At 60.2% G+C, this 26,348-nt stretch carries 22 protein-coding genes and 2 pseudogenes; 11 read left to right on the top strand and 13 right to left on the bottom strand.

The features are described 5' to 3' along the window. Positions 1-7 precede the first annotated feature (7 nt). Positions 8-556, bottom strand: coding sequence for a hypothetical protein (locus F3J20_RS03490; protein WP_167281927.1), 549 nt, complete (start codon positions 554-556; stop codon positions 8-10). Positions 557-1,169: 613 nt separating this feature from the next. Here F3J20_RS03490 and F3J20_RS03485 point away from each other — a divergent pair. The 3 genes from F3J20_RS03485 (at position 1,170) to F3J20_RS03475 (ending at position 3,753) form a co-directional block, all read left to right on the top strand. Further along, positions 1,170-2,321 (top strand): porin, encoded by a 1,152-nt coding sequence (locus F3J20_RS03485; protein ID WP_167044696.1) that lies wholly within the window; start codon positions 1,170-1,172, stop codon positions 2,319-2,321. A gap of 406 nt (positions 2,322-2,727) precedes the next feature. After that, positions 2,728-3,081, top strand: a complete 354-nt coding sequence (locus tag F3J20_RS03480) for a hypothetical protein (RefSeq protein ID WP_167044699.1) — start codon at positions 2,728-2,730, stop codon at positions 3,079-3,081. Between the two features lie 159 nt (positions 3,082-3,240). Next, positions 3,241-3,753 carry a metal-dependent hydrolase gene (locus F3J20_RS03475; protein WP_167044700.1) on the top strand — a complete coding sequence of 171 codons (513 nt, stop codon included), beginning with the start codon at positions 3,241-3,243 and terminating at the stop codon, positions 3,751-3,753. Between the two features lie 175 nt (positions 3,754-3,928). Here F3J20_RS03475 and epsC read toward each other — a convergent pair whose 3' ends face one another. Next, positions 3,929-4,855 (bottom strand): serine O-acetyltransferase EpsC, encoded by a 927-nt coding sequence (gene epsC, locus F3J20_RS03470; protein WP_167281925.1) that lies wholly within the window; start codon positions 4,853-4,855, stop codon positions 3,929-3,931. A 106-nt stretch (positions 4,856-4,961) separates the two neighbouring features. Next, entirely contained in the window at positions 4,962-5,195 is a 234-nt protein-coding gene (locus F3J20_RS03465) for a hypothetical protein (RefSeq protein WP_167044705.1), read from the bottom strand. A gap of 333 nt (positions 5,196-5,528) precedes the next feature. Between F3J20_RS03465 and F3J20_RS03460 the strand changes: the two genes are divergently transcribed. Further along, the gene (locus F3J20_RS03460) at positions 5,529-5,981 is read left to right on the top strand and encodes a DUF3005 domain-containing protein (RefSeq protein WP_167281923.1); all 453 of its coding nucleotides are present in this window, start codon (positions 5,529-5,531) and stop codon (positions 5,979-5,981) included. A 180-nt stretch (positions 5,982-6,161) separates the two neighbouring features. On the opposite strand, the gene araD is transcribed toward F3J20_RS03460, so the two are convergent. The 3 genes from araD to F3J20_RS03445 all read right to left on the bottom strand — a co-directional run bounded on the left by araD (position 6,162) and on the right by F3J20_RS03445 (position 10,074). Further along, complete coding sequence (araD, locus tag F3J20_RS03455) at positions 6,162-7,922, bottom strand: L-arabinonate dehydratase (protein WP_167281922.1); 1,761 nt, start codon at positions 7,920-7,922, stop codon at positions 6,162-6,164. Between the two features lie 155 nt (positions 7,923-8,077). After that, positions 8,078-9,022: an SMP-30/gluconolactonase/LRE family protein gene (locus F3J20_RS03450; RefSeq protein ID WP_167044715.1), complete on the bottom strand. Its 945-nt coding sequence runs from the start codon at positions 9,020-9,022 to the stop codon at positions 8,078-8,080. Continuing rightward, on the bottom strand, positions 9,019-10,074 hold the full coding sequence (locus F3J20_RS03445; protein WP_167281920.1) for a dihydrodipicolinate synthase family protein: 1,056 nt from the start codon (positions 10,072-10,074) through the stop codon (positions 9,019-9,021). Before F3J20_RS03445 ends, F3J20_RS03450 begins: the two co-directional genes overlap by 4 nt. A 558-nt stretch (positions 10,075-10,632) precedes the next feature. Here F3J20_RS03445 and F3J20_RS03440 point away from each other — a divergent pair. Beyond that, positions 10,633-11,337 (top strand): LuxR family transcriptional regulator, encoded by a 705-nt coding sequence (locus F3J20_RS03440; protein ID WP_167044721.1) that lies wholly within the window; start codon positions 10,633-10,635, stop codon positions 11,335-11,337. On the opposite strand, the gene F3J20_RS03435 is transcribed toward F3J20_RS03440, so the two are convergent. Then, a complete protein-coding gene (locus F3J20_RS03435; RefSeq protein WP_167044723.1) occupies positions 11,321-11,638 on the bottom strand; it encodes an XRE family transcriptional regulator in 318 nt (105 codons plus the stop codon). The genes F3J20_RS03440 and F3J20_RS03435 overlap by 17 nt on opposite strands. 154 nt (positions 11,639-11,792) lie before the next feature. On the opposite strand from F3J20_RS03435, the gene F3J20_RS03430 reads away from it, so the two are divergent. Beyond that, a complete protein-coding gene (locus F3J20_RS03430) occupies positions 11,793-12,386 on the top strand; it encodes an acyl-homoserine-lactone synthase (RefSeq protein WP_167044726.1) in 594 nt (197 codons plus the stop codon). A gap of 229 nt (positions 12,387-12,615) precedes the next feature. Here F3J20_RS03430 and F3J20_RS03425 read toward each other — a convergent pair whose 3' ends face one another. Further along, positions 12,616-13,305 carry an FCD domain-containing protein gene (locus F3J20_RS03425; RefSeq protein WP_167281918.1) on the bottom strand — a complete coding sequence of 230 codons (690 nt, stop codon included), beginning with the start codon at positions 13,303-13,305 and terminating at the stop codon, positions 12,616-12,618. Positions 13,306-13,603: 298 nt separating this feature from the next. Here F3J20_RS03425 and F3J20_RS03420 point away from each other — a divergent pair, with 298 nt between their 5' ends. From F3J20_RS03420 to F3J20_RS03405, 4 genes and pseudogenes are all read left to right on the top strand, one after another. Continuing rightward, complete coding sequence (locus F3J20_RS03420) at positions 13,604-14,071, top strand: universal stress protein (RefSeq protein WP_167044732.1); 468 nt, start codon at positions 13,604-13,606, stop codon at positions 14,069-14,071. A 236-nt stretch (positions 14,072-14,307) separates the two neighbouring features. Continuing rightward, positions 14,308-15,102: a fumarate/nitrate reduction transcriptional regulator Fnr gene (gene fnr, locus F3J20_RS03415; protein WP_167044906.1), complete on the top strand. Its 795-nt coding sequence runs from the start codon at positions 14,308-14,310 to the stop codon at positions 15,100-15,102. Positions 15,103-15,360: 258 nt separating this feature from the next. Next, positions 15,361-16,653, top strand: a complete 1,293-nt coding sequence (locus F3J20_RS03410) for an SUMF1/EgtB/PvdO family nonheme iron enzyme (RefSeq protein WP_167281916.1) — start codon at positions 15,361-15,363, stop codon at positions 16,651-16,653. Positions 16,654-16,770: 117 nt separating this feature from the next. Then, a pseudogene (locus F3J20_RS03405) lies at positions 16,771-16,998 on the top strand (transposase); the annotation flags it as partial. Here F3J20_RS03405 and F3J20_RS31990 read toward each other — a convergent pair. The 3 genes from F3J20_RS31990 to F3J20_RS03390 form a co-directional block, all read right to left on the bottom strand. Then, positions 16,973-17,182: a hypothetical protein gene (locus tag F3J20_RS31990; protein WP_240159104.1), complete on the bottom strand. Its 210-nt coding sequence runs from the start codon at positions 17,180-17,182 to the stop codon at positions 16,973-16,975. The pseudogene F3J20_RS03405 and the gene F3J20_RS31990 sit on opposite strands and share 26 nt — an antisense overlap. A gap of 776 nt (positions 17,183-17,958) precedes the next feature. Further along, on the bottom strand, positions 17,959-19,410 hold the full coding sequence (locus F3J20_RS03395) for a TIGR00366 family protein (protein ID WP_167281913.1): 1,452 nt from the start codon (positions 19,408-19,410) through the stop codon (positions 17,959-17,961). 149 nt (positions 19,411-19,559) lie between these two features. Continuing rightward, the gene (locus F3J20_RS03390) at positions 19,560-22,997 is read right to left on the bottom strand and encodes a molybdopterin-dependent oxidoreductase (RefSeq protein WP_167281912.1); all 3,438 of its coding nucleotides are present in this window, start codon (positions 22,995-22,997) and stop codon (positions 19,560-19,562) included. 171 nt (positions 22,998-23,168) lie between these two features. Between F3J20_RS03390 and F3J20_RS03385 the strand changes: the two genes are divergently transcribed. After that, the gene (locus tag F3J20_RS03385) at positions 23,169-24,083 is read left to right on the top strand and encodes a LysR family transcriptional regulator (protein WP_167281910.1); all 915 of its coding nucleotides are present in this window, start codon (positions 23,169-23,171) and stop codon (positions 24,081-24,083) included. A gap of 307 nt (positions 24,084-24,390) precedes the next feature. On the opposite strand, the pseudogene F3J20_RS03380 reads toward F3J20_RS03385, so the two are convergent. Continuing rightward, a pseudogene (locus F3J20_RS03380) lies at positions 24,391-24,699 on the bottom strand (catechol 1,2-dioxygenase); the annotation flags it as partial. Continuing rightward, a complete protein-coding gene (locus tag F3J20_RS03375) occupies positions 24,699-26,024 on the bottom strand; it encodes an MFS transporter (RefSeq protein WP_167281909.1) in 1,326 nt (441 codons plus the stop codon). The pseudogene F3J20_RS03380 and the gene F3J20_RS03375, both read right to left, overlap by 1 nt. Between the last annotated feature and the right edge of the window lie 324 nt (positions 26,025-26,348).

The raw sequence follows: 26,348 nt of genomic DNA, 5'->3' as shown, positions 1-26,348 counted from the left end.
AGGTGGTCTAGTTCGGCCGGCGAAAGCCGTTTTCGACCCACGCCGCGGCGCTCGCCTTGTTGAGCTTGAAGTTGAGCGCGACCTGCACTTGCGCGAGCTGCTCGCCGAAGGGATCGAGCGCGCTCAGCAAGGCATACGGCTCGTCTTCGTCGGGAACGATGTCGAGCGTGATGTCGAGTTCGTCGTTGCCGTCCGCGCTCGGCACGCGCACCGCCTTATGCAGTTGCGCGCGCAATTGCTGTTCATGACGGCGCAGCACTTCCGAGGCGGTTTTCACGAGCGTGTTGAACGCCGAAACGTCGAGCGGCTTCGGGTCCTTCTTGTTGCGGCCCATCGTCCAGGGTCCGACGAGCGCGGGCTCCGCTTCGCCGTCCTTGATCATTTCGACGGCCCAGCCTTCGTCGTCTTCATTCTTGATGATGCGCGCGGTCCAGCCGTTATCGCGCCACAGACGCTCTTCGTGCACGCTGTCGTCGAGCCCGGACGAATCTTCCGCGCGGGCATCGGCATTCGGATCGGCATCCGCATCGGACGAGGAAAGGGGCGTGTCGGTCATTACAGGTTCACTCACGTTCGCGAGGGGCGAAAAACATATCGAACCCGCGATTCTACCCGCCCCGCCCACGCCGCCCTCCCGACTCTGACGAACGGACAAGCCCTGCCGCGCCACGCGCCGACCGGAATAACGCATTCCGCCAGTTTGCGGCAATGTATAACCCGGATTTAAAAGCCCATAAAAAAACGCGACCCGAAGGCCGCGTGTAAAAATGAAAAAGACACCCTTGGTCATAGGGGTCTTTCACGATTATAAGTGGCCGGCTCTGACGATTTAACGTCACCACCGGAAGACTGCATTGCAAAAAACAGTGCGAATCTCCCGTCATGAAGTCGGTGCGCGGCGCGCTCCAGTCTGCCTGACAGGCCGTAAGCCGTCGCCGCCAGGCAACGTCAAGCGGCTTGACAAGCCCTCTGTCCATTAATTGCAAAGATTATTTTTCTTTTTCCGCCCTGTACTTAGGCGATCAATTCCCACTATCTCCAATTTGAGAATTAATTGTTGTAGTACGCGGAATTAAATATCCGCATAACGGCAATTACACTTCGTCACGAATCGCCAGTCAGCGCACTGGAATCCGATTGTCCATGCCCTATCCCGGAGTGATCCCTAGATGAAAAGAACCCTCATTGCCGCAGGTCTGGTCGGCACCTTCGCCGTCACCGCACACGCACAAAGCAGCGTCACGATATATGGCTCGCTCGACGCGGGCCTCGTCTACTCGAACAACCAGGGCGGCCACACCAACTGGCAGCAAGGCAGCAGCTCGCTGTCGAACACGTACTTCGGCCTGCGCGGCAGCGAAGACCTCGGCGGCGGTCTGCACGCGATCTTCACGTTGGAAAACGGCTTCAACCTGAACAACGGGCGGAACGCAGAGAACGGCACGATGTTCAATCGCCAGGCGTTCGTCGGCCTGAAAAGCGACCAGTTCGGCACGTTGACGCTCGGCCGTCAGTACGATTCGGTGAGCGACTATCTGGCGCCGCTGTCCGAAGCGGGCGCGGGCTTCGGCAACAATCTCGCGGCCCACCCGTTCGACAACGACAATCTCGCCAGCTCGTTCTCGATCAAGAATGCCGTGAAGTACACGAGCGCGAACTATGCGGGCCTGAAGTTCGGCGGCCTGTACGGCTTCAGCAATGCAGCCGGCGAATTCGCGAACAATCGCGCATGGAGCGCAGGCGCTTCGTACGATAACGGCCCGCTCAGCTTCGCAGCCGCCTATCTGCAACTGAACAACTCGGGCAGCGCGAACCTGAACGGCGCCGTGTCGCAAGGCGACGGCACCGCGGCAGTCGCGGCCGAACTGCAACGCACGTTTGGCGCGGGCATCAACTATACGTACGGCCCGGCCACCGCGGGCTTTGTCTATACGCATACGCAACTCGACGGCATCACCGGCGTGAACGTCGGCGGCGCGACGCTGCCGGGCATCGCGGGCACCAACCTGCATCTGGACAACTACGAAGTGAACGGCCGTTACTCGCTGACGCCGGCACTGAGCCTCGCGGCTTCGTACACGTTCACCGACGGCAAGATGACGGGCTCGAACGGCTCGGGCGATCCGAAGTGGCACACGGTCTCGCTGCAAGGCGACTACTCGCTGAGCCGCCGCACCGACGTATATGTCGAAGGCGTGTATCAGCATGCGTCGGGCGAACTCGGCAACTTCGGCACGAACGTCGCGTCGATCAACACGCTCGCGCCGTCGTCGACGGGCAATCAGGTTGCGGCGGCCGTCGGTCTGCGTCACCGCTTCTAATCAACGCCTCCAGGCAGCACAGCTTGCAGGTACCGCTTCCGGGCCGTGCGCCTCGCGGTGACTGCGGCTTCGCTTGCCATCTTCCACGCAGTACGCGCGGCGCGGGTTCATCCACCCGAGCCGCGCTTCGGCCCGCGCGCGATACGATCGCGCCGCGGGTTTTTTCATGGGCCTTACGATCCGCCGTCGTTGCGCTGAACACGCTCATGCGCGCATCGACAAACGAACGCGCATAGTGACGCTGCCCGCGTGCGGTGGGTATACTGCTCCGGCCACGATACACCGCCGCGCCGCCGTGACGGTGTATCGCGGCTTCGTCGCGAAGCATTGCATTGCGCGTCACCGCAGCGCGCTTCGCCCGCGCCTCATCTTCCCATGCACGACCGGGAACGCCGACGATCGGATCATGAAAAGACTTCTTCTGCTTGCCCCCGCTGTTGCCATCACCGCCACTCTCGCCGCCTGCGGCTCGTCGAGCGGTCCCGCGCGCGATGCGTCCGCGCCGCTCGTCTATGTGTCGTCGCCACGCACGGCTACATCCATCGCCACCTGCCTGCAGGATCGTCTGTCACGCGTGCGCACCTCGCAGGCGGGCGACTCCACCGAACTCGCGGTCGGCGCGGATTCGAACAACTCCTACTTCATTACGCTGACGCCGCTCAACGGCAATACTGTCATCAAGGTGATGCGTCCCGCGAATGCGCCGAACGATCCGCCCGAAGAGGAACTGCGCTTCGACATCGCGCGCTGCGCGACCTGAGGTTTGCATCGATCGCTCATGCCGTCAGCGTTATAAGCGGCGTGAACGCGAGGCCGATGCGCGAATTTTTATCTCGCGCATCGGCTATTTTTTTATGCGCTCATCTGCGAACATAGCCGCCCTATGTTTTTTGGCGCGGCGTTCGTGTCGCGAGTTTCGATGGCATCCAGCAAGGCACATCATGCAACCGGTTTTGCGGCGGGCGTCATCGCGGCGGCGATCGTCGCGCGCGGCAGCGGCGGCCTGCTTCATCCGGGCGTGCTGCTGAGTTTTATCGCCGGCGTGGCCGGCGGCACCGCGCCGGACTGGCTCGAAGTCGCATGGTGGTCGCGCGCGCGGCGTCTGTGGATCACGCATCGCACGCTCACGCATTGGGGCCTCGCATGGCTCGCGTTGCTCGTGCTGTCGTACCGCTCGCTCGGGCATTCGCTCTATGCCGCGCCGGCGTTCGGTTTCGCGTGTGGCGGGCTCATGCATCTGCTCGCCGACTGGCCGAATCCGCTCGGCGTACCGTGGATCGCCGGACGGCATTCGTTGAATCTATGGAATAGCGGGCACTGCGATCTGATCGTGGTGGCGGCGTCGTGGGCCGCGGCGTGGTTGATCGGCGATCATGTGCTGCTGCATGGCGCGCATGGGCTGCCGTGGCTGCGGCATTGGCGGGTGGGGTGAGCGGGTCGCTACAGGCCGCTCACGCGGGGCTCATGCGGAAGTCATGCCCCGTGCTGCACATGCGCACGCGCGCGATCGTGCATCGGCACTCGCCGTTCTTCGCACTCTGCACGGCACGCGCGCCGCGAGTCGCGCAAACTTCGCGCCCCACCGCGCGCACCCCACCTCGCACGCGTCACTGCCGCCCTTCGTCACCGCGCTCGCCTTCGCGCACCTTGCCTTGCGACACGCTGCTGCCCGGCGGCACGCTATGCGTCAGCCACACGTTGCCGCCGATCACCGAGCCGCGCCCGATCGTCACGCGTCCGAGGATCGTCGCGCCCGCGTAGATCACGACGTCGTCCTCGACGATCGGATGCCGCGCGTTGCCCTTGACCAGCGCGCCGCTCTCATCGGCGGCGAAGCTCTTCGCGCCGAGCGTCACCGCCTGATACACGCGCACGCGCTCGCCGATGATCGCGGTCTCGCCGATCACGACGCCCGTGCCGTGGTCGATAAAGAAGCTCGGCCCGATCGTCGCGCCCGGATGAATATCGATGCCGGTGGCCGAGTGCGCGATCTCGTTGATAAAGCGCGCGAGCAGCGGCACACCAAGCCGATGCAGCGCATGCGCGAGGCGGTGATGCGTCATCGCCCATACGCCCGGATAGCAGAGCAGGATCTCGGTGATGTGCTGTGCGGCGGGGTCACCGGTAAAAGCTGCCTGAATGTCGCTGACGAGCAGTGCACGAATGCCCGGTAATTGCGTTGCGAATTCGCGCGCCACGGCGAATGCGCGCTCCTGCAACTCGGCGTCCGGCGTCTCGCCGAACTCGGGCAGAAAGCGCAGCGCGCGGCGAATCTGCGCGGCAAGCAAACGCAAGGTGCTTTCGAGCGTATGGCCGACGTAGTAGTCGACGGTTTCGTCGGTCAGATCGGGCGCGCCGTAATGCGTGGGAAACAGCGCCGCGCGCAGGCCGGCCACGATATTGACGATCGCGTCGCGCGACGGCAGTTCGCGAATGCCGAGCGGATGCCGCGTGCGATGCAATTGTTCGCGCGAGGCGCGCAGGTCGGCGACGATCTGTTCGAGACCCCAGTTCTGGGTGGGCACGTTGGACATAAAGACAGCGCCGTGCGGCAAGCACGGTTCGAAGTGGTTATCCGCAAAGATTACCGCGTTTTAACGCGGCCCGCGCGATACGGCTTGCACAGCGCGGTCGCGCCATTCAGATCGTCATGCTGCTCGCGTCGATCCAGCGCACCGCCCAGTCGCGGGCATGCGCGATGGCGCCGGCTTCGTCGGGGAAGCGGAGTTCGATGGGAAAGAAACGGTTGGCGACCAGTTCGCCGTCGCTCGAGCGCGAGATCACCACATACGGTTGCCAGCTTCCGTCGCCCGTGCGTGCCGGTTCGCAATTCAACAGATAGCCGCGATGTGTAAATGCAGCATCGAAGTGCATGTGTCACCCGCCCATGACAGCCCCGTAACATGTATGTATTCAGTCGCGCGGCCATTTTGTTGTTAGTTATTTCCGGCCATGCTGGAACAGCCGGAACGCGGCGTCAGTGCCACCGTACACGGCACGCCGGAGTACGATCATACTCTGTAGAAAATAGGCGTTCATTAAAAAAATCGAAAAGAACCACGGACGCCATCGCCATTCGATCGCGCGAGACAACCTCCGGCGCATGAAAGTACAGGGCATGCGCATCGCGAGTTCAGCGCCGAGGCGCCGTGTCACCCGGAACGGCTTTTGCTGCTTTCCACCCTATCCTCTGCAGGAGAATGCACGATGAACAGCGCGATCACCAGGCCGGAAAACGCCGGCACGAAACCCGCTGTGAAGGACCCGAAATCGACGGATCTGCACAACGAGCGCACGCACGACAGCACCGTCGACACCGACGGCAAGAACCTCGAAGCCGCGCGCATCGCGGGCCACAGTCCGATCTCGCCGGACGAGATCATCACGAGCAATGCGACGCTCGCGAACAGCGTGCCCGAGGCGCTCGACGGCATGGCCGGCTTCGACAGCCGGCCCGGCGGCAATCATCTGCTGCTTGCGCTCGAACCGGGCTATGCGGTCATCGACAAGGGCATGACCGCACCGCAGGGCGCCTATTCGGCGGACCATCAATACGATGATCCACGCCCCGTCGGGCAACGTCAGGAGCGTGGCCGCATTCATTACGCGCTCAATCATTTGCGGCCCACGCGCGTGATCGAATTACACCGGCTGAAATAAGCGACGAGCCCGTATTGCAACACGGGCTCGCGTTTGAATTGCCGCGTTTATTCCGCTTAATCAATCAACAGGCAAGCACGCGGCGTTTCAATATCTCGCGCCCTGGCGTTTCGCGTGCGGAGGCGGCGCAGGTATCGCGTGGCCTATCCGTGGAGTATCCGTGGCATATCGACACGCGCCTCAGTGAATCTCCGGCTCGCCCGCGCGGCCCTCGCCGGTGGCACCGGCCGCGGGGTCCTGCGCGCCGCCGCGTTGCAGAAAATCGAAGTCGCAGCCGCGGTCGGCCTGCAACACATGGGTCTGATGCAGCGCGCCGTAGCCACGCGCGAAACGCGGCTCGGGCTTGACCCACGCGGCCTTGCGGCGCGCGAGTTCGTCGTCGGACACGAGCACGTCGAGCTTGCGCCGCGGCACGTCGAGTTCGATCAGATCGCCGCTCTGCACGAGCGCGAGCGGCCCGCCGACGAACGACTCCGGCGCCACGTGCAGCACGCACGCGCCATAGCTCGTGCCGCTCATGCGCGCGTCCGAAATACGCACCATGTCGCGCACGCCCTTTTGCAACAGCTTGCGCGGAATCGGCAACTGGCCCCACTCGGGCATGCCCGCGCCGACCGGTCCCGCATGCTGCAGCACGATCACACAGGTCTCGTCGATATCGAGCGCATCGTCGTCGATGCGCGCGGCCATGTCGTTGTAGTCGCTGAACACGACCGCGCGCCCGGTATGCGCGAGCAGATGCGGCTCGGCCGCGCCCGGCTTGATGACGGCGCCGTCGGGCGCGAGATTGCCGCGCAGCACCGCGAGACTGCTGTCCCGCAGCAGCGGATTGGCGCGGCGGCGAATCACGTCGTCGTTGAAAATGCGTGCGTCGGCGAGGTTCTCGCCGAGCGTGCGGCCGTTCACCGTTTTCTGCGAGCCATCGATCAGTTCGCCGAGTTCCGCAAGCAACGCGCGCAAACCGCCCGCATAGAAAAAGTCTTCCATCAGATAGGCGCCGGTCGGCCGGATATTCGCGAGCACCGGCGTGCGGCGCGCGATCTCGTCGAAGCGATCGAGCGTCAACCCGATACCCGCGCGCCGCGCCACCGCGATCATATGGACGACCGCATTGGTCGAGCCGGACAGCGCGACGCAGGTGGTCACCGCGTTATCGATCGAGCCGGCCGTGAGCAGGTCCGAGGGCTTCAGGTCCTCCCACACCATCTCGACGATGCGCATGCCAGTGTGCGCGGCCATTTGCGCGTGACGCGAATCGGGCGCCGGAATCGAGGCGAAGCCGGGCAGCGTGAAGCCGAGCGCTTCGGCCGAGCTCGTCATCGTCGATGCGGTGCCCATCGTCATGCAGTGGCCTGGCGAGCGCGCGATGCCGCCTTCGACGCCCTGCCAGTCCTCCGGCGTGATCGTGCCCGCGCGCAGCTCGGCCCAGTACTTCCAGGAGTCGGAGCCCGAGCCGAGCGTCACGCCGTTCCAGCTGCCGCGCAGCATCGGGCCGGCGGGAAGAAAGATCGCGGGCAGGTCCATCGAGATCGCGCCCATCAGCAGCGCGGGCGTGGTCTTGTCGCAGCCGCCCATCAGCACGACGCCGTCGACGGGATATGAGCGCAGCGTCTCCTCGGCTTCCATCGCGAGGAAGTTGCGGTACAGCATCGTGGTGGGCTTCTGGAACGGCTCGGAGAGCGTCTGCACCGGCAGCTCTATCGGAAAGCCGCCGGCCTGCCAGATGCCGCGCTTCACTTCCTCGACGCGCTGCCTGAAATGCGTATGGCACGCGTTGATCTCGCTCCACGTATTGAGAATCGCGATGACCGGTTTGCCCGCGTATTCGTCGCGGTTGTAGCCCATCTGCGCGGTGCGCGAGCGATGTCCGAACGAGCGCAGATCGTTCACGCCATACCAGCGATGGCTGCGCAACTCCTCGGGGGATTTTCTTTTCGTCAACGTCTGCTCCAGGATTTCGTCATGCCTCGGTGTCTCCGCCTTGGCGCCGCGCTTTCCGCGCTTTCCGCGCTTTCCGCGCTTTCCGCGCTTCCCTCTTTTGCCGCTCGTCCGCTACGCGCGAAACGCCTGCATCGGGCTCGCGAATTGCCGCGCGCTCAACCGCCGCGAACGCCCTGCGTATTCACATACAGCGAGTACAAGCCGTGGCTCGCCGCCATGAAGAGGCGATTGCGATGCCGCCCGCCGAAGCATACGTTCGCGCAGCGCTCCGGCAACGCGATATGGCCGAGCGGCTCGCCTTGCGCGGTGAACACGCGCACGCCGTCGAGTTCGTCGTTGCCCATGCCCCAGCCGCACCACAGGTTGCCGTGCACGTCGACGCGAAAACCATCGGGCGTACCCGGACCCGCGTCGATCAGCACGCGATTGTTCGACAGCGCCGCGCCCTTGCCGCTCGCGTCGACGTCGAACGCGCGGATCTTGCGCGGCTCGCCGCGCGATTCGACCACGTACAGCAGCGACTCGTCCGGCGAAAACGCGAGGCCGTTCGGGCCGAGCACGTCGTCGGCGACGACCGACACTTCGCCCGACTGGCCGTCGATCCGATACACGCACGCGGGCAACTCCGAGGCCTGCTTTTCGCCTTCGTAGAAGCTGTCGATGCCGAAGGTCGGATCGGTGAACCAGATCGAGCCGTCGGACTTCACGACCACGTCGTTCGGCGAATTGAGACGCTTGCCCTGATAGCGGTCGGCGAGCACGGTGATCGAGCCGTCGTATTCGGTACGCGTGACGCGCCGCGTCAGATGCTCGCAACTGACGAGACGCCCCTCGCGGTCGCGCGTATGGCCGTTCGCGTTATTCGACGATTGCCGGAACGTGCTGACGGCGCCGGTCGTTTCGTCCCAGCGCAGGATGCGGTCGTTGGGGATGTCGCTCCACAGCAGATAGCGGCCGTCGCCGAACCACACGGGCCCTTCCGACCAGCGCGCGCCCTGATACAGACACTCGACCGACGCCGCCGTGACAATCAGCGACTTGAAGCGCGGGTCGAACACGCGGATGGAAGCATCGGGATAGCGGCGGCTGTTGTCGGTCATGCGGATACCTGAGTGTGAGAAAGATTCGGGTGGGTGTGCGCGAATTCGCGCTCGCGCGCAAGCAGCATGTGCGCGGCCTGCGCGATCTTCGCATGATGCCCGGGCGGCGTCGAACTGAGCAGCGGCAGAAGCGGCCCCATGTTCGCGATGCCCGACAACGTGACCGCGTCGTGCAGCACGCGGATCAACGAGATTTCGTCGCGCAGCGTTTCGAGCGGCAGAAACGCGTCGTACAGAGGTTGCGCGGGGTCGCCGCCGTTGCTGCGTTCATTGCTTCGCTCGTTGCTTCGTTCGTTATTCCGCTCGCTGCTTCGCTCATGACGTCGCTCGTTGCTCCGTTCGTTGCCACACTCATGACGCGCCGCCTGTAGCAGCGCCATCACCATGCGCGGCGCGATGCAGCCGGAACCGGTGGTCCATGCGGCAAGGCCGAACTCGCGCAGATGCACGAGCGCCGGCCGCTCGCCCATGCCCGAGATGATCTTCGCGGCCGGCACGCTGCGCAGCAGCCTTTGCAGATAAGGATCGTGCGCGGGATCGTCGCGCACGATCGCGTATTTGATGGCGCACAGCGTACCGCGCTCGACGAGCCGCGCGAGCGCGTCGACGTCCACGTAGTTTTCGCTCTTGATGTAGACCGTGAGCGGCATGGCCGCCGTGTCCGCGATCCGCGCGAGTCCCGTCTCGACGCCCTCGGCGGTCGTGAAGCCGCCAGGCGGCAGCACCATTGCGGTCCGGTAGCGCGTTTGCGCGAGAATGCGCGCCTGATCGAGCATCTTGCCGTAGTCGGGGCCGATCGCCGGGATCACGCGCGTAGCGGGGCTCGCGGCATCGGCGAGCAGGTCCAGCAGCTCACGGTATTCGCTGACGGCGGTGTGATAGAGATTCGCGTTGCCGCCGTACAGCAGCGTACGCACACCGCCGGCCTCGATATGGCGGATCAGCGCGAGATTCTGTTCGGGGTCGAGCGTGTAGTCGGCGCGGCGCGCGAGCGGCGGCACGGCCATCACCGACGCGGCGAACTCGCTGTCATGGAGCGGAGCTTCGTTCATGATCGTTCACGCAGGCAGGCGGGACGGGGGATTCGACGGTAGCACCGGCATCGCGACGATGTCAAACAACCTGGTCCGCCGGAAGCAAGGCCGGTCTCCCGTCCGAGCCATGTCAACGGCAAGGTGCGAATTGTCCATTTCGTATGACAATAGCGCCTGCGCGACGCCTCGCGCGTCATCGCGGCTCTTTTTCGGGACAGCAGCAACCCTGCCGAATTAAGCCGCCTCCCGAATAAGCTGGATAATTGCGATTAATCAAAAGGAAGCCGCAATAATTTTGTCAATAACACGCATTAAATTTCTTTATTTTTCGTAATGAGCATTTTCAATAGACTATGAACCCGGCATGGTCTAAAAATTTAATACGCATGTTTTTTCGCGACACTACGGGCACTGTCCGTTCCATGGCTGTGGTTCCGTCGCGTCGAGAATTCACCTTTTAGTGTTAGATTATGTGGATAAAACAGGTGGACGCGGAATACCGGCCCGCCGTTAACCGCAAATAGGTTGTTTGCGAGCCTGAGAGAGTCAAAATTGACGCTACATTTTATCGAGCAAATGGCTCCGCTACTGGACGCCGCCGACGAGGCGGAATGGTTCGGCGCGATCGCGGGCCTTGCCGAGACGTGGGGCTTCGACAGGATTCTGATCGCCATGCTGCCGCGCCCCACCATGCGTCTGGAAGATGCCTACCTGCGCAGCACCTACGCGCCCGCGTGGCGGCAGACGTATGACGATACGGGAATGGTTCATATCGACCCGACGGTCGCGCATTGCCTGTCGCGCGTCGCGCCGCTGATCTGGACGCCGGACCTTTTCTCGACCACGGCGCAGCAGGCGCTTTACGAGGAAGCTCGCTCGTACGGCCTGCGCTCCGGTGTGTCGCTGCCGATTCATGGGCCGAACCAGGAAGCCGGCATGATGTGCTTCGTCAACGACAGCAATCCATCCGAGGAATTCCGGCGCGATCTCAACGCCGTGCTGCCGAACCTGGTGTTATTGCGCGATCTCGTGATCGACACGAGTCAGCGGCATCTGAATACGCATGCCCAGACGTTGCTGCCCAAGCTCACGCCGCGCGAGCGCGAATGCCTGAAATGGACCGCGCGCGGCAAATCCACCTGGGAGATATCCCACATCCTGAACTGTTCGGAAGCCGTGGTGAACTTCCACATGAAGAACATCAGGACGAAATTCGGTGTGAATTCGCGGCGCGCGGCGGCCGTGATTGCGGCGCAGCTCGGGCTTATTGACCCGGGTTGAGCAACGCGGCGGCGTCGCGGCTGTACATCACGCGTTCGGCGCGGCCGAGGTCGGCGTCGGACACCGTCTTCATGAAATACAGGCCCAGCAGAATCGACACCGGTGCCGGAATCTCCGCGCCCGACTCGAAGCGGCTGCCGCGCGACTGCGTGACGCCGAAACGAGCCCAGAAACGGCGCTGGCTTTCCTTTTTCTTCTTGCGATAGGCAATGATCAGCACGCGATCCACTGCCGAGGAAACGTCCGCCGAGCGCGGCTGGAGATGGGTTTGCGGTTGCCAGTGACTATCGAGGAGTTCCATTTTTGAGCCTTGTAGGTTGAGTGTGGATACGTGTCCGAATTCTGCGTGACCCGATAAGCATCCACACCTATCCAGGTAGGTAGGTGGCAGAACGACCCAAAATGCATAAGTTTTCCTGCGTACTGGTAACCCCCAACACGTTCAGGAGAACGTCATGCAGACAACGATCCGGATTGGAATGCGGCAGGAATTCGACAACGAGGTCATCAACGAGATGTACCGCCTGCGGGCCCGGGTATTTCACGGCCGGCTAGGCTGGGAAATCCCGACCATCGCCGGCATGGAGATCGACGGCTACGATGCGCTCGGGCCGCACTATATGCTGATTCAGGGAGAAAACGAACAGTTGCGCGGCTGTTGGCGCCTGATGCCGACGGAAGGGCCCAATATGCTGAAGGACACCTTCCCGCAGCTGCTGCACGGCGCGGCCGCGCCGGTCGGCCGGCATATATGGGAATTGAGCCGCTGGGCGATCGAAACCGGCGGCGAGGAACAGTCGTTCGGCTTCACGGACATGACGATCCGCGCGATCCAGGAAGTCATGCGCTTCGCGCAGCGCATGGGCATCTCACGTTACGTCACTGTGACAACCACACCGATCGAACGGATGTTGCGCCGCGCCGGCCTCGACATCAGCCGGCTCGGCGAGCCGATGCAGATCGGCGTCGAGCGCGCCGTGGCACTCAACGTTGCAGTGAGCGAAAAGACCCTTACCGCATTGTTCGGACCGGTCGCGGCGGCAGCCTGATCGCCGGCTGAAGCGAATTCGAGCGCGGCCCGGTTTATGGACACCGTTTGACGGTCACGGTTTGCAGCCCTGATCGCCGTCTGATCGACGGCTCCGACTCTCCGCCCGATTCCAAGCCCGACTCTCGATCCGACTCCAAGCCCGGTTTGTGGCACCGATTCGCAGCCTGACAACAACCCGGCTGTGGCTTGACCACCGCGACACCCAATCCGGCGGCATGCGCGCCGACTCAGGAACCGAACATCCGTTCGAGAGCGTTCTCGAGATGCGCGCGCATCGCCGCCTCGGCGGCAGCCGCGTCCCTGCGGCGAATCGCATCGAGCACGGCCATATGCTCGGCCTGCACGAGCCGCTGCCGCTCCACCGTTTTCACGAGCGACAGATTGCGCGACAGGTTCATGCTGAACACGATCTGCTCCTCGATAAACGACATGACCGTGATGAAAAACGGGTTCTTCGAGGCGCGCGCGACCGCCACATGAAACATGAAGTCGTCCTTCGCGCCGATCCCCTGGGCTTCGATGATGCGCTCCAGTTCGTCCCACGCCTGCTCGATCGCCGCGATGTCCTCGGCATCGGCCTTCAGCGCGGCCTGCGCGGCCGCGCCCGCCTCGGTCACGATGCGGAATTCGTAGCAGCGGCGGATATCGGACAGCGTTTCGAGCGGCGCGAAGCGGCGCACGTCCGGATCGGGCCGCCGCGCGACGGTCGTGCCCGAGCCATGCCGCGTCGTAATGATGCCGTCCGCCCGCAGCCGCGCCAGCGCCTCGCGCACCGTCGGCCGCGAGGTCGCGAAACGCTCGGCGAGCGCATGCTCGGTCGGCAATCTCTCGCCTTCCTTGTACTCGCCTTCGAGAATGCGATTGAGAATGTCGCCGTAAATCTGGTCGGGCAAGCCCCTGGTTTTACGATCGTTCATCAGCGGACTGGGCTACTTGTCTGAATATGGTCTGATTGTAAGGCCAACCCTGTGACGCCTTGAGAAAACTTATGCGCCCTGTATTTTCCCGGGGATCGCCCGCGCTTGCCGCCGCAACGCTCGTCGCACAGCGACTGAGCCGCAAAATTTGGCAAATGTTTGATTTACATCCTGGTCGAGTGCATCTTTTCCGGCAATCATCTAAGCTTCGTTGGTATAAAAGACCGAGGAGCCCGGCCGCTGCAACGTTTGTTGCACAGCGGTTGCGGCAAATGCATTTCTCAGAAGCGGAGTCGATATGTACACACGCATTCTCGTCGCGGTCGACGGCAGCAATACCTCGCGCCGTGCGTTCGAAGCAGCGCTCGATCTGGCCAAATCCAATGGCGCGGTTTTGCGGCCATTCTATGTCGTCGAAAACACGCCGATGTATTTCGAGGCGCCCGGCTACGATCCGTCCATTCTGCGCAACCGGCTGATCGAGGAAGGCCAGGAGCTTCGCGCGGAATTCTCGAAGGCCATGGCCGACCAGGGCGTGCGAGGCGAGCCGGCGGTTTCCGAGGCGTCATCGCTCGGCGATGTGTCGGATATCGTGCTGAAGGCCGCGGAAGAATTCGGCGCCGATCTGCTCGTGATGGGCACGCATGGCCGGCGCGGCTTCCAGCGGCTGATTCTCGGCAGCGTCGCCGAGCGCTGCGTGCGTCAGGCTACGCTGCCGGTGCTGCTGATTCCGTCCGCCGCGGGCACCGGGAAGGAATCCGCCTGAGTTGTTGCAGCATGCGCCGGGCACCGCATACAACGCGATGCCTGGCGGCAACCGGGCCGCCGTGTCCGCCGGCAGAGAACCCACCGGCGCAATCCCCGGCGGCTCATCGTCCCGCTCCGGCGTGAACGCGCAGGCTTCGCAGAATGCCTACCCAGCCCACGCGTCACTTTGCCACCCGGCCCGTGCAAAGACGGATGGGACAATCGATTCACCCTTACGCTTACCGCGCGCAGACCATGCCGACCTCTTCCGCTGCTAGCCGTTCCCTACCCCGCGCCACCGGCACGGCCGATCGCACCACCGGCGCGCCGCCCGCGCGCGGCAGCCGCCGGACCCCGGCCGCACGCACCGCCGCGCGCTGCTCGAGTTGCTCGATGCGGCAGCTCTGCATGCCGCAGGGCTTGTCGCCGGAAGAGCTGTCGAAGCTCGAAACGCTGATCTGCTCGGCGCGTTCCGTGCAGCGCGGCGAAGCGCTCTATCGCAGCGGCGACCACTTCGACAGCATCTACGCGGTGCGCTCGGGCTCGATGAAAACGGTGATGGTTCATCGCGACGGCCGCGAGCAGGTCACGGGCTTGCGCCTTGCCGGCGAAGCGCTCGGGCTCGACGGCATCAGCGCGGACGTGCATGCGTGCAGTGCCGTCGCGCTCGAAGACAGCAGCGTCTGCATCGTGCCGTACAGCGCGCTGAAGCTGCTGTGCCGCGAGATCAGTTCGATGCAGGAACGCATGCACAAGCTGCTCGGCGCGCAGATCGTCAGCGAGGCGGCGCAGATGATGGTGCTCGGCTCGCTGTCCGCCGACGAACGCGTCGCCGCGTTCCTGCTCGACGTATCGCAACGCAATGCGCAGCGCGGCTATTCGTGGGCCGAATTCAATCTGCGCATGACGCGCGAGGACATGGGAAGCTATCTCGGCATGACGCTCGAAACCGTCAGCCGCACCCTGTCAAGATTTCAAAAGCAAGGTCTCATCGACACGCAGGGCAAGCACATTCGCATCGTCGATATCGAAGGACTGCGGCAGGTTTGAGCCGTCTGTCGGCCCGCTCGTGAAAGGGCTTACGGGCCCGTATGCCGTCTTTTTCCAGCGGTATTCCTCGCAGCTTTTCGTGCGCTTTTCGTGCGCTTTTCGCGCACTTTTCGCGCACTTTTCGCGCACTTTTCACCTTGGCACGGGCCCTGCGAGCGGATAGAGTTTTTGGACCGTCCCCCGTGGCAAGCCGCTCGCGCGGGACAGGAGTGAGTGCCTTGCGCTAACTCTGCTCGACCGCCTTAGGAGACCCGGCGAATGAATCGCGACCCTGCTCCGCATCACCCGCTCGTGCAACGCCTGATCGACGCGCGTCGAATCACCAACGCCCTCTTTGCCGTCGTCAAACCCGAACACCTCTATGAGCGGCCGATCCGCGAACGTCATCGCATCGTGTTTTATATCGGCCACCTCGAAGCCTTCGATCGCAATCTGTTCGACCGGCGTCTGTTCGATCTGCCCGCGTTTGCGCCGGAACTCGACCAGCTTTTCGCATTCGGCATCGATCCGGTCGGCGGCGGCTATCCGACCGACGAGCCGGGCGACTGGCCCTCGCTCGATACGGTGCGCGAGTACGCGGTACGCGCGCGGCGGCAAATCGACAACGCGCTCGACAACCTCGGCGACGTGGCTCGCGGCGAGGCAGCAGAGCAGTTGCTCAACGTCGCGATCGAGCATCGTCTGATGCATGCCGAAACGCTCGCGTACATGTTCCATCAGTTGCCGCTCGCGCAGAAGAACACTGCATTGCGTGAGGCTGTGGCGACGCGTCCCGAGCGGCGCGGGGCGTTGTCGTCGATGGTGAGCGTGCCGGCCGGGACCGCCGTGCTCGGCATGACGCGCGAGGCCGGCCGCTTCGGCTGGGACAACGAGTTCGGCGCAAGACAGGTCGAGGTGCCCGCGTTCGAGGTCGACCGCCATATGGTGACGAACGGCGCGCTCCTCGGGTTCATCGAGGACGGCGGTTATCGCGAGCCGAAGTGGTGGTCGCCACGTGACTGGGCGTGGCGCGAAGCCGAGCGCATCGACCATCCGGCCGGCTGGTCGCAACGCGCGGCGCGAAGCGACCATGGCGAATGGACGCTGCGCACGATGTTCGACGAGGTGCCGCTGCCGCTCGATTGGCCCGTCTACGTGAGTCACGCCGAAGCGAGCGCCTATGCGCGCTGGGCCGGCAAGACGCTGCCGACCGAAGCGCAATGGCAGCGCGCCGCGCATGGCGCACCGCTGGCGGCATCGGGCAATTTCGACTTCCGCGGTTGGGACCCGCAACCCGTCGACGCGCATCCGGACAACGTCAGCGCGTTCGGCGTCGAAGGTCAGTTCGGCAATGGCTGGGAGTGGACCTCGACGTTATTCGACGCACTGCCCGGCTTCGAAGCGTTTCCGTTCTATCCCGGCTATTCGGCCAACTTCTTCGACGGACAGCATTACGTGCTCAAAGGCGGTTCGGCGCGTACCGCGGCATGCATGCTGCGGCCGGAATTCCGCAACTGGTTTCAGCCGCATTATCAGTATGTTTATGCGGGGTTCCGCTGTGTGAGGGCCTGACGGATTAAGCGATAGTTGACGCAGAAAATCGGCTATCGCTTTATTGATCTGCTGCAGGAATCCTGGACAGAAATGAGTGTTAGTGTTTCGGAGCAATTTTCCCCATGACACGGGAGGTTGGCGACGAAACGCAAACAGTACCCGGTGGAGCAGATCGTGGCGGCGCTCAAGCAGGCTGAGCTGGGCATGCCGGTGGCGGACCTGATCCGGCAGCTGGGGATATCCGAGCAGACGTATTAGCGATGAAAAAAGCAGTACGCGGGCCTGGAGTCGAACCAGGTCTGCGTACTCAGGCAGTTCCAGGACGAGAATGCGCGGCTCAAGAAGCTGGTTGCGGAACCCAGTCGAACAGACGCGCTTTACTGAAACCGCAGACGGCCGCCGCGCGATAGGGACGCCCGTCCCCGATGCGAGTGGCCATTGCGAGAACGCCCTGTTGGACGCGATCAGCCGAAAACCGCTCGCCGCCGGAAAGAGCTGCAATCATCTCCCCGGTCTGAGCGGCCACCCACATTTCGTCATCGGTCACTCGCTCAACCCCGATACTTGCACATGACAGGCCCAGACTGCCGCATCTGGCGCACACCCCGGGCACCTGCCGTCGCCACCATAGTCCAAGGCGACGCGCTGGCGGACTGCCACAGGTCGAACGAGCGAGCCGCATCGCATGCCGCGGGCATACGGTAACGACACTGACATCCCAAAGAATCGGGCGCAACGCCGCCGGATACGATCTCTCGCGCAAACATTCGGGACAATGACGCGGCCCATCGGCTGCCACCCAGCCAGGTCCAGCACTGACACGAGCGCCGCAAGCGAAAGGTAACGGACCGCGGACAGTCCTGTTACTCTCGCCAGAGCCGTTTCGAGCCTTTCCGTACGTCCGCGCGCAAACAGGGAAACGGCGGCACTACGATTCCACCAGGAAAAGTGCCTCCATCTCCGGAAATCGTATCCCGAGTGTGGCGACGGTTGACGAGATCATCGACGGCAACCGCATGTGCTTTGGCCAGCCGGCACAAATAGCTGACAACCCCTTCGCAATTCCACTGCCCCACGCACATTGGCGGAATCTGGCATAAGACCGATAAGTTATCCATAGCAATCACCAGGGGATTCTACCGTGCAGCTCAGCCCCCCAGGCGATTGCGTGGCCTCCAAAAGAGATTCTTGCTTCATTTTTTTACCATGAATCATCCCATCTCAGACGCAATAACATACTATTTGGCATACTATTTGGCTTAGGTTACATATCAATATAAAATAATAATGTCGAAAAATTCGACAATTATGTTCTCCGGATTTCTAAGGCATCCAAGGTGGATGATATTGAAGAGTGCTAGTCAGAGCCCAAAGAAGGAAGATAACAACGGGAAAATGCACTAGCAACTGCGTAAACGTAAAACCGATTACGTCTCTGGCGCGCAATCCTAAGACTCCTAGAAGCGGCAGCATCCAAAAAGGGTTGATGAGGTTGGGAAGCGCTTCAGCGGCGTTATAAACCGTGACTGCCCAACCCAGATGAACCTGCACAGCTTTTGCGGTCTCGATTACATAAGGGGCTTCGATTATCCATTTACCGCCACCTGAGGGGATGAAGAATCCCAATATTGCGGAGTGCAAGCCCATGACTGCTGAGAAGCTGGAGTGAGAAGAAATCGCAACAAAGAAGTGCGCAAGGTGCTCGGACAGTGGTACACCCGACGGGACGGCAGCCTTGGTGAGGATGAATGCTATTCCGCCGTAAAGCGGGAACTGGATAAGGACGCCTGCCGTAGATGGCACAGATTTCGCAATCGCATTAAGGAAGCGTTTGGGCCGCCAATTCAATAGCATCCCAAGCATCAAAAAGACAAAGTTGTAGGTGTTCAGGTTTGAGATCGCGAGTATAGGGTTTTTCGTAGTGAACTCGTGCCATATCCAGACTGCTCCAAGCAGGACAATCATGATTGTAATAACCGGCGAGTGGTCAAGCCGATCTCCAGGTCGAACCGGAGCGCTTAACCGCGTCTCCTGGTCACTAACGTCAACGCCCATATCCACTGCAGTGCGTACCCGATCACCTGTTGGTGCTGAAAAGTATGCGATTAGGACTGAAATTATCGTCAGAACAGCAACCACCAAGAACGACTGTGGAAGAAAAATTGTTTCGGAAAATGGAATAACGCCGGTGATAGCGAGCAGTCCCTTAGGAAGGCTTTCCGGATTCGCCTGTAATTGGGCCGCAGAAGAGCTTAGGCCCAGAGCCCATGTGGCTCCTAGGCCCAGGTAAGCAGCAGCACCCGCTGCCCGGTAATCCATGCGCAAATCTTCGCGCCTCGCGAGAACCCGAACCAATAGACCACTAAAGATCAGGCTGATTGCCCAGTTCAGGAGCGATGTGGAGATACTCACGAATGCGACAAATGCAACGGCAGAACGTGGCCCTCTCGGTAAACGAGCCAGTCGATTCATCACTTTCGCTGCCGGAGGAGAAACAGCGACTACGTATCCAGAGATAGCGCCGATGACCATTTGCATGGTGAAAGGAATTAACGTCCAGAAGCCATCACCGAACGCGCGCCCAACCGTTTTAACTGGCGCTCCAATCGCCATCGCTCCAACCGCAACAACAATAACTGCGATCGCAGCAAAGATATACGCATCCGGAAACCATCTTTCTGACCACCGAGTCATAGCCGCGGCGACCCCCTCTAGCGTTCCAACCGTGTTCTGCCGGCTATCCCCTGCTAATTCTCTGCCTGATATCTGCTCCATGACTGCCTCCGATCTCCAATTTGATAATCTGATTATGTGAAAACAGCTACGCCGCGCCCCTTAAGCCATTCTTCTGATTTTCTCTACAATGGCTAAGGGAAATAGATTGGAATCGTCCATACCATCCTGCTGACAATGATTGGTTCTCGCTAGGCTTCAATCTCAATTTTGCTAGCCGGTATAGCCTGACAGGCGAAACACATACCGTCCTCCTCTGGTCCATGCCCCCCCATGTGGTCAACTTTCCCCGACACAACACGAACCGCACAGCTTTCACATTGTCCAACTCGACACCCGCTGGGCATTGAGATTCCCAAGCTCTCTGCGAAAGATAGTAAGCTCCCCTTCTCCGAGGACCACTCAGCGCACACATTTGAGCGAGTAAATTGGACAGTGAAGTGCTGTGACGCATCCAGGTTAGGCTTGGAAGGCGACTTGAAAGCCTCCTTGAAGATGTCGAAGGAGGGAACGCCGCGATCGGTGAGTCCTGTAATAAACGCCTCCATCATCCGATCGGGACCACACAGATAAAATCTGGCTCGCCTTTGAATCAAGTCTTCGTCGACGTCTTTTGCTGTCAAATAACCCATAAGGTCATAATCAACGCCTGCCGTTTCTCCTTCTGGCTGGTTATAGCAATCAATCACCTTGAACTGCGACAAGCGCCCTTTTAGTTCGGCCACCCGCTCTCGGTAAGCGTGGGTGCGACTGTTCAGGTTTGCGTACAGGAGTAACGTCTCCGGCGCATCGGGGGAGTCCTTGACCGACTCGAGGTAGGAGATAAATGGTGTTATGCCTATTCCGCCGGCAACGAGCACAATCGGTTGCCTGCAGGTCAATGGCAACGTAAAGATGCCGCTTGGTGAGCGTACAGAGACGCGATCTCCAACTTTGAGAACGTTATGGATGTAGCTTGACATTGCCCCTTCAAAGGCTTGCCCGTTTCGAGCTGTTCCGCGTTGATGCCGCACGGAAATACTGTAGGTTTTCCGATCGGGTTCGACGGCCGGACCGACAAGAGAATACGCCCGGGTTGTTCCCTCTTCGCCAAGCGACGGAACGGACACGGTGATGTGTTGCCCTGGCAAATAGTCCGGCAAAGAACCGCCATCCACGGCTGCTAAAGTAACCGTCCGCACCCCACTTGCTTCTGCCTTGATTGAAGCCACATAAAAATCGCGAAATCCTTGCCACGCTCTTCGCATAACGTCATACGAAGGATCAAGATCGATATTGCAAGGAATACTTCGCAGTGGCGAGGAACCACTGATAGGGTCTCCGGCCGTGCCGTCCGCCAATTTGTTGAAGTTGCTGTTCCCAGGCCCTCGAACAGCCATTGCCTCCATGCCAATCTCGTCGCATGATTGCCACCAGCCATACTCGGCGACGATGACATCACGAGCTAACGCTTTAATCACACGCGCACGAAAACGAGCTGAACCATTAGTAGAATTTATTTTTACCCAATCTCCGTCTACGATTTTTCGCTCTTCAGCTAGTTCAACGCTTATCTCCACGACTGGATACGGTGCTCGCCGGCGAAGGCTAGCCAAGCTTCGATGTTGACTGTGGCAGTAGTATCCATTTTTGATTGAAGTAACGATCAATGGATAGTTCGCATTATTCTCTGGTGTCGGGTTTTTATTAGGAGGGACATACGTGGGCACTGCTGGATAGCCATGTCGCAACAGTTTTTCGGAATAGAGTTCAATGCGTTGAGTTTCCGTATCAAATCCGCGCAAACCGTTTTCCGTCGGAAAAGCGTACTTTCGCTCATTCTGAACCAACGGCCGTATAACACCTTCTGGTACTCCTCGGAGAGTACCGATGTCTAATCCGAGCGGAGCAAGCATATGATTCCAGCCTGCTTCGACATTGCCTTCATAAAATTCTTTTTCCAGCCCTATTCGTTTTGCAAGGTCGAAAACAATTTCGTAGTCTCCCCGACTCTCGCCTCTGGGAGAGACCATCCGCTGCCGAAGCTGGATTAACTCAACCGCTCTGTCATTGATCTCGAAGCCGAAACGCAACGCCTCTCGTTCCCACGGTGTGTTCACGGGAAGGAATATGTCGGCATACCGAGACGTTGGCGTTTCGAAAAGGTCACAGTGCACGTGGAACTCCAACGAACTCAACGCCTCGTGCGCCGAATCCGCATCAGCGTGCGAAGCGAGCATATTCGTTCCAAAAGCAAAAAGCCCTCTAACCGGGTAGGGCTCTCGGCAGATAATGGCTTTATAAACATCTCGAGCTGTTACCCAACCGTGCGCTGCAGGGCCAATAGGACGATCGCCCAAGCCGAGCGCTTTGGCCGCCTGCAACGGATCAAGCAAGGAGAAAGCATTTATCCTGTTATAAGGCTGCTGGGTGAGCACACGGTTCGACCCTCGCGTGTCGAAAGCTCCGGTCAACGCGTAAAGTGTGGCGATTGCTCGTTCGGTTTGAGTGGCGTTCGTATGCTGAGCCACGCCCGACCAGGAGTGGTATGCAATTCTTTTACCTGGTTTCAACATGCCCGCAACAGTTAGCAAAACAGCCGGCTCAACCCCGGTTATTTGCTCAACTGCGTCGGGCGTATAACTTTCCAGAGCGTCCCTGTAAATCTGAAAGGCCGGAACGCACTGGACGAAAATTGTCCGCCCCTTCGGATCGATTGTTCGTATTTCATACGCCCCTGTGATAGCGAGATCACCTGGCGATTGTTGAAGTTCAGAAGCGACCGGCACTCCGCGTCCCTTCAGAGCGTTCCATGCCATGTAACGATTTGAAGACGATCCCGGAGAAATGTCCCGTTCGCGAAGAAACATTCCGTTATCAGACCGGACGAGCAAGGGACCGTTCGTCCATTTTTTTACGAACTCGTAGTCCACATTGCCAATCTCAATCATTCGGCGGGCTATGCCGAGCGCAAGAGCGCCGTCTGTACCCGGGCGCACGCGCATCCATGCATTCGCCTCTTTCGCTAATTCCGTCGGGCGTGGATCTACAACGACTAGCGAAGCACCAGCGCGCCGTCCACGTCCTATCGCATCGGCCTGAGCAAGCCATGTGTTGGTCGGATTCGTCCCCCAAATGACAATAACATCAGCATACTGATAATCTGCAGTGGGAAGTCCGCATCCAAATGTAAAAGCATGCGCAAAGTCTTTGTGCCAGTTGCATATTTCCGTTGCGTAGCAGATGTTCGGACTTCCATAAGACCAGATGAATCGCTCCACCCAGTCAATGCTGTCGCTCATTGGCGTACCGCTAGGCGTGCTTACACCGAACACCATTGACTCCGGTCCACTCTCCCGCTTGAACTGGAGAAGTTTTCCGGCAATCTCTGTCAGAGCTTGTTCCCAGGTGATTCGCATCCAACCTGGATCGCTCGACCCTTTGGGCGTTGTGCGCCGCATCGGATAAAGCTTTCGATTAGGGCTATGCACGAGTTCAGGTGCTGCCTTTCCCTTCATGCACATTGCGGAGCCGGTCGGATGGTCCGGGTCCGGACGAACCTTTACCAGCACATCGTTCTTCACGGTGTTTATCGTGCCGCATCGCGATCTGCACAGCGTGCAATATCCTTTTTTTTCCTCTACTTCCATCTTGCCCTTCCTTCGCTATTTCGAAGAAATCCTATCTAGTCACAATTTGATCGCCAAATTCATATTTCTAATCTCCTGATATCGTTTTTTTCAATACCGTTTGTTGTATTCTTCTGTGACACCGGTCGTCGGCCTCATTGGGTTCGCACCAGGATCATTGGAGGTTGCACCTTGAGCACTCATATCACCCTTAGACAGATCGAGTACTTCATCTCCGTCGCCGACACGGGTCAGATCTCGATATCTTCCAGCCTATGCAATGTGTCGCAGTCGTCCATGACAATCGCGCTCCAAAAATTGGAGGAGAGCCTGGGAGTAGAGCTTCTTTTAAGACATGCAAAAGGCGTACGGCTAAGCGACGCCGGAGAGAGATTTCTCCGCCATGTGCAACAAGCCAGCCGCTCGGTTGAAGATGCCGTGTCAGCTGCGCAGGAAGTTCCAGTGCAGATATCTGGCCGCGTCAAGGTTGGGATGACGGATACGATCTCCGCATATCTCCTACCGTCGCTCGTCACATCGCTTCGTCAGCGGTTTTCAGACCTGGATATCGAGGTTGTCGAGCGATCACGCGAAGATATCGAAGAGGCTCTCATACACGATAAATTGGAATTGGCGCTGCTGTTAGTATCGAACGTCGCGCCAGCCGACGAACTAACCTTTGAGGTCGTTCTCCGCTCGCCGAGACGCCTTTGGACAGCACCCGACCACCCGCTGCAGGCAGCCGAGCGCGTCACACTTGAGGACGTTGCAAAAGAAAGATTTCTGCTGCTCGACATGGATGGGCATATAGCAACGGTCAACAGGTACTGGGGACATTACGGACTTGCTCCACAAGTCCACATACAAAGCCGTTCAATCGAGGCGGTTCGCAGCCTGGTTGCTGTGAATCACGGGGTCACGATTCTCTCTGACCTGGTGTATAGACCGTGGTCGCTAGAGGGACGTCGCATAAGCCGCCGCGACATTAGCGCTGAGTTGCCGACGATGGATATTGGCGCTGTTTGGCGGAAGGGTCACTCATTAAGCCCTCAGGCTCGGGCATTTCGCCACCTGCTCCGGTCCTGGAAACCTCTGTTCAAGGTTTAAACGTGCTGTTCTCTGGCCTAGATGGCGCGCCTATGCGATCAGCAGGCCGCATTTCAGCGTGACACGACCACCGGAGCGGTACAACAATGAGCACGAACATCAGGGGCGATAGTGCTACGTCAAGACGCCTTGGCGTACCTTCCTCGACTCACTCGAACTCGCCAGGGGGAAACCGATTCCTCACTGAATCGCATTCCTTACTTCGCTTCTCCGACTACCTGTCAGGTCCGGTCCAGGCTAATACATGTCATCCGACGACAATCACGGGAGCACCGCGCAGCGCAACCGGGTGCTCCCTTACCACGAGTTACGCTACAACCGCAGCGCGCACACGTTCGACGATCTGATTGTCCCTGCCCTGCACCAGCGGCATCACGACGAAGCCGAATTCGATCTCCCTGTAGTTATCGTTCTTCAAACCTAGTTCCGTCCCGCCCTGCTTTTCGGTAACGGGAGGAATCAGTTCCTCGCGCGGCGCGTAAGCAAAATCATTCCAGATCAGGGGATCACCTTCGATGTTGAACTGAGTGGTCAACTTGCGATAGCTGTCCGAAGTGGCAAAGAAATGCAGGTGCGCAGGGCGATTTCCGTGGCGACCCAATGCGCCCAGCAGCCTCAATGTGAGGATGCAACGTCGGCGTGGACTGGAGCACGCCAGGTGAAGCCAATGATGACGCCGAGTACGCAGAGCGCGGCGATATACCAGGCGGGCGCCATGAGGATGCCCTGCCGACCCACCATGTACGAGGCGACTGCCGGTGCGGTGCCGCCGAAGATCGCGTAGGCTGTGTTGTACGACAGTGCAAAACCCGTGAAGCGGACCTCGGGCGGGAAGCTTTTCACAATAATGTACGGCCCGAGCGTAATGGTACCGATCAGGAAGCCGCCGGCGATATAGAGCGGCCAAACCGCGCTACTGCCGGAAGTCAGCGCGAAGTAGAAGGCGCCCGTCACAACGAGCATTGTAATGCTGCCCAGCGCGTACGCCTTGCCGCCGCCAATCCTGTCCGCGACCCAGCCTGCGATCGTGCTGCCTATGATCAGTCCCAGAATCGACCACGAGTTGTTGGCGAATACCGCTTTCGCTTCATAGTGGAACTGCGACTGCAGGAAGGTCGGTGTGTACAGAAAATACAGCACGAAGATGCCGGAGAAGACCCATGTGGCCAGCAGCGATACAACGATCGCACCACGATGATGTTTGAGCACGACCGACAGCGGCAAACGCGAGTCAGCGGCACGTTTGGCGCGCAGCGCTTCGAAGACGGGCGTTTCGTGCAGGTAGCGACGCAGGTAGACGGAGATCAACCCAAAGACGCCGCCCGCGATGAACGGCATGCGCCACCCCCAACTCCTCAGGCTCTCCGCATCGAGATTGCCCATCAGATATTTGGCGCTCAACGCACCCAGCAGGATGCCAGTGCAAAGACCCGACATCAGCAGGCCACACGCGAGACCCACGCGGTCACGGCGCACGTGTTCCGAGCAGAAGATCCAGGCACCCGGAACTTCCCCACCAACGGAGAGGCCCTGAAGGACGCGGCACAGCAGAAACAGCAGTGGCGCGGCCATGCCGAACATCGTATAGCTGGGCAGCAGGCCAATCAGCAACGTGGGAAATGCCATCAGGAACAGGCTGAGTGCAAACATTTTCTTGCGGCCGATCCGGTCGCCGAAGTGGGCGAAGAAGATGCCCCCGATCGGACGAACGAGGTAGCCGGCGGCGAAAATACAGAACACCTCGAGTTGGGCAAGCCATTCCGGTGTGTACGGCGGAAAGAACACGGTAGCGAGTAGCTTCGTGAAGAATACGGCGACGATGAAGTCGTAGTATTCGAGTGCGCCGCCGAGGGAAGCGAGCCCTAGCGTCTTGATGTCGCGCCAGGACATCGACTGCCCGCCCAGGGCAGCCTCATTCGGTCGTACAGGGGTAGTACTCATTCGTTGCCTCCAAACACATGAAAGTTGACGCCTGGCAAAACTGCCACCCCTATTGATCAGCACACTGATAAATAGAGTATAGGACTAGCCCACTAACGAATCCTCGGGTCGAAATGCCTGCGTGACGCTTCTCTTATGTTGACTCTTAAAACCAAGGGAATCTCAGCCGTTAGCAACGGCCCGCCAACTTGGCTGTAAAATAATCAGCATACTGACAGATAGGTTTGTATCCCGAAAAAAAAACGAATGCAACAGGAGTTCCCCCAGGCCGTCCCGTCAAGGACTGCAGACGGCGTGTCTGCAACCCAGGCGCGCACTACGCAG

This window comes from Paraburkholderia sp. Cy-641, from assembly GCF_011752945.1.
GTDB lineage: Bacteria > Pseudomonadota > Gammaproteobacteria > Burkholderiales > Burkholderiaceae > Paraburkholderia.
This window is presented reverse-complemented; position numbering and strand designations above follow the sequence as displayed.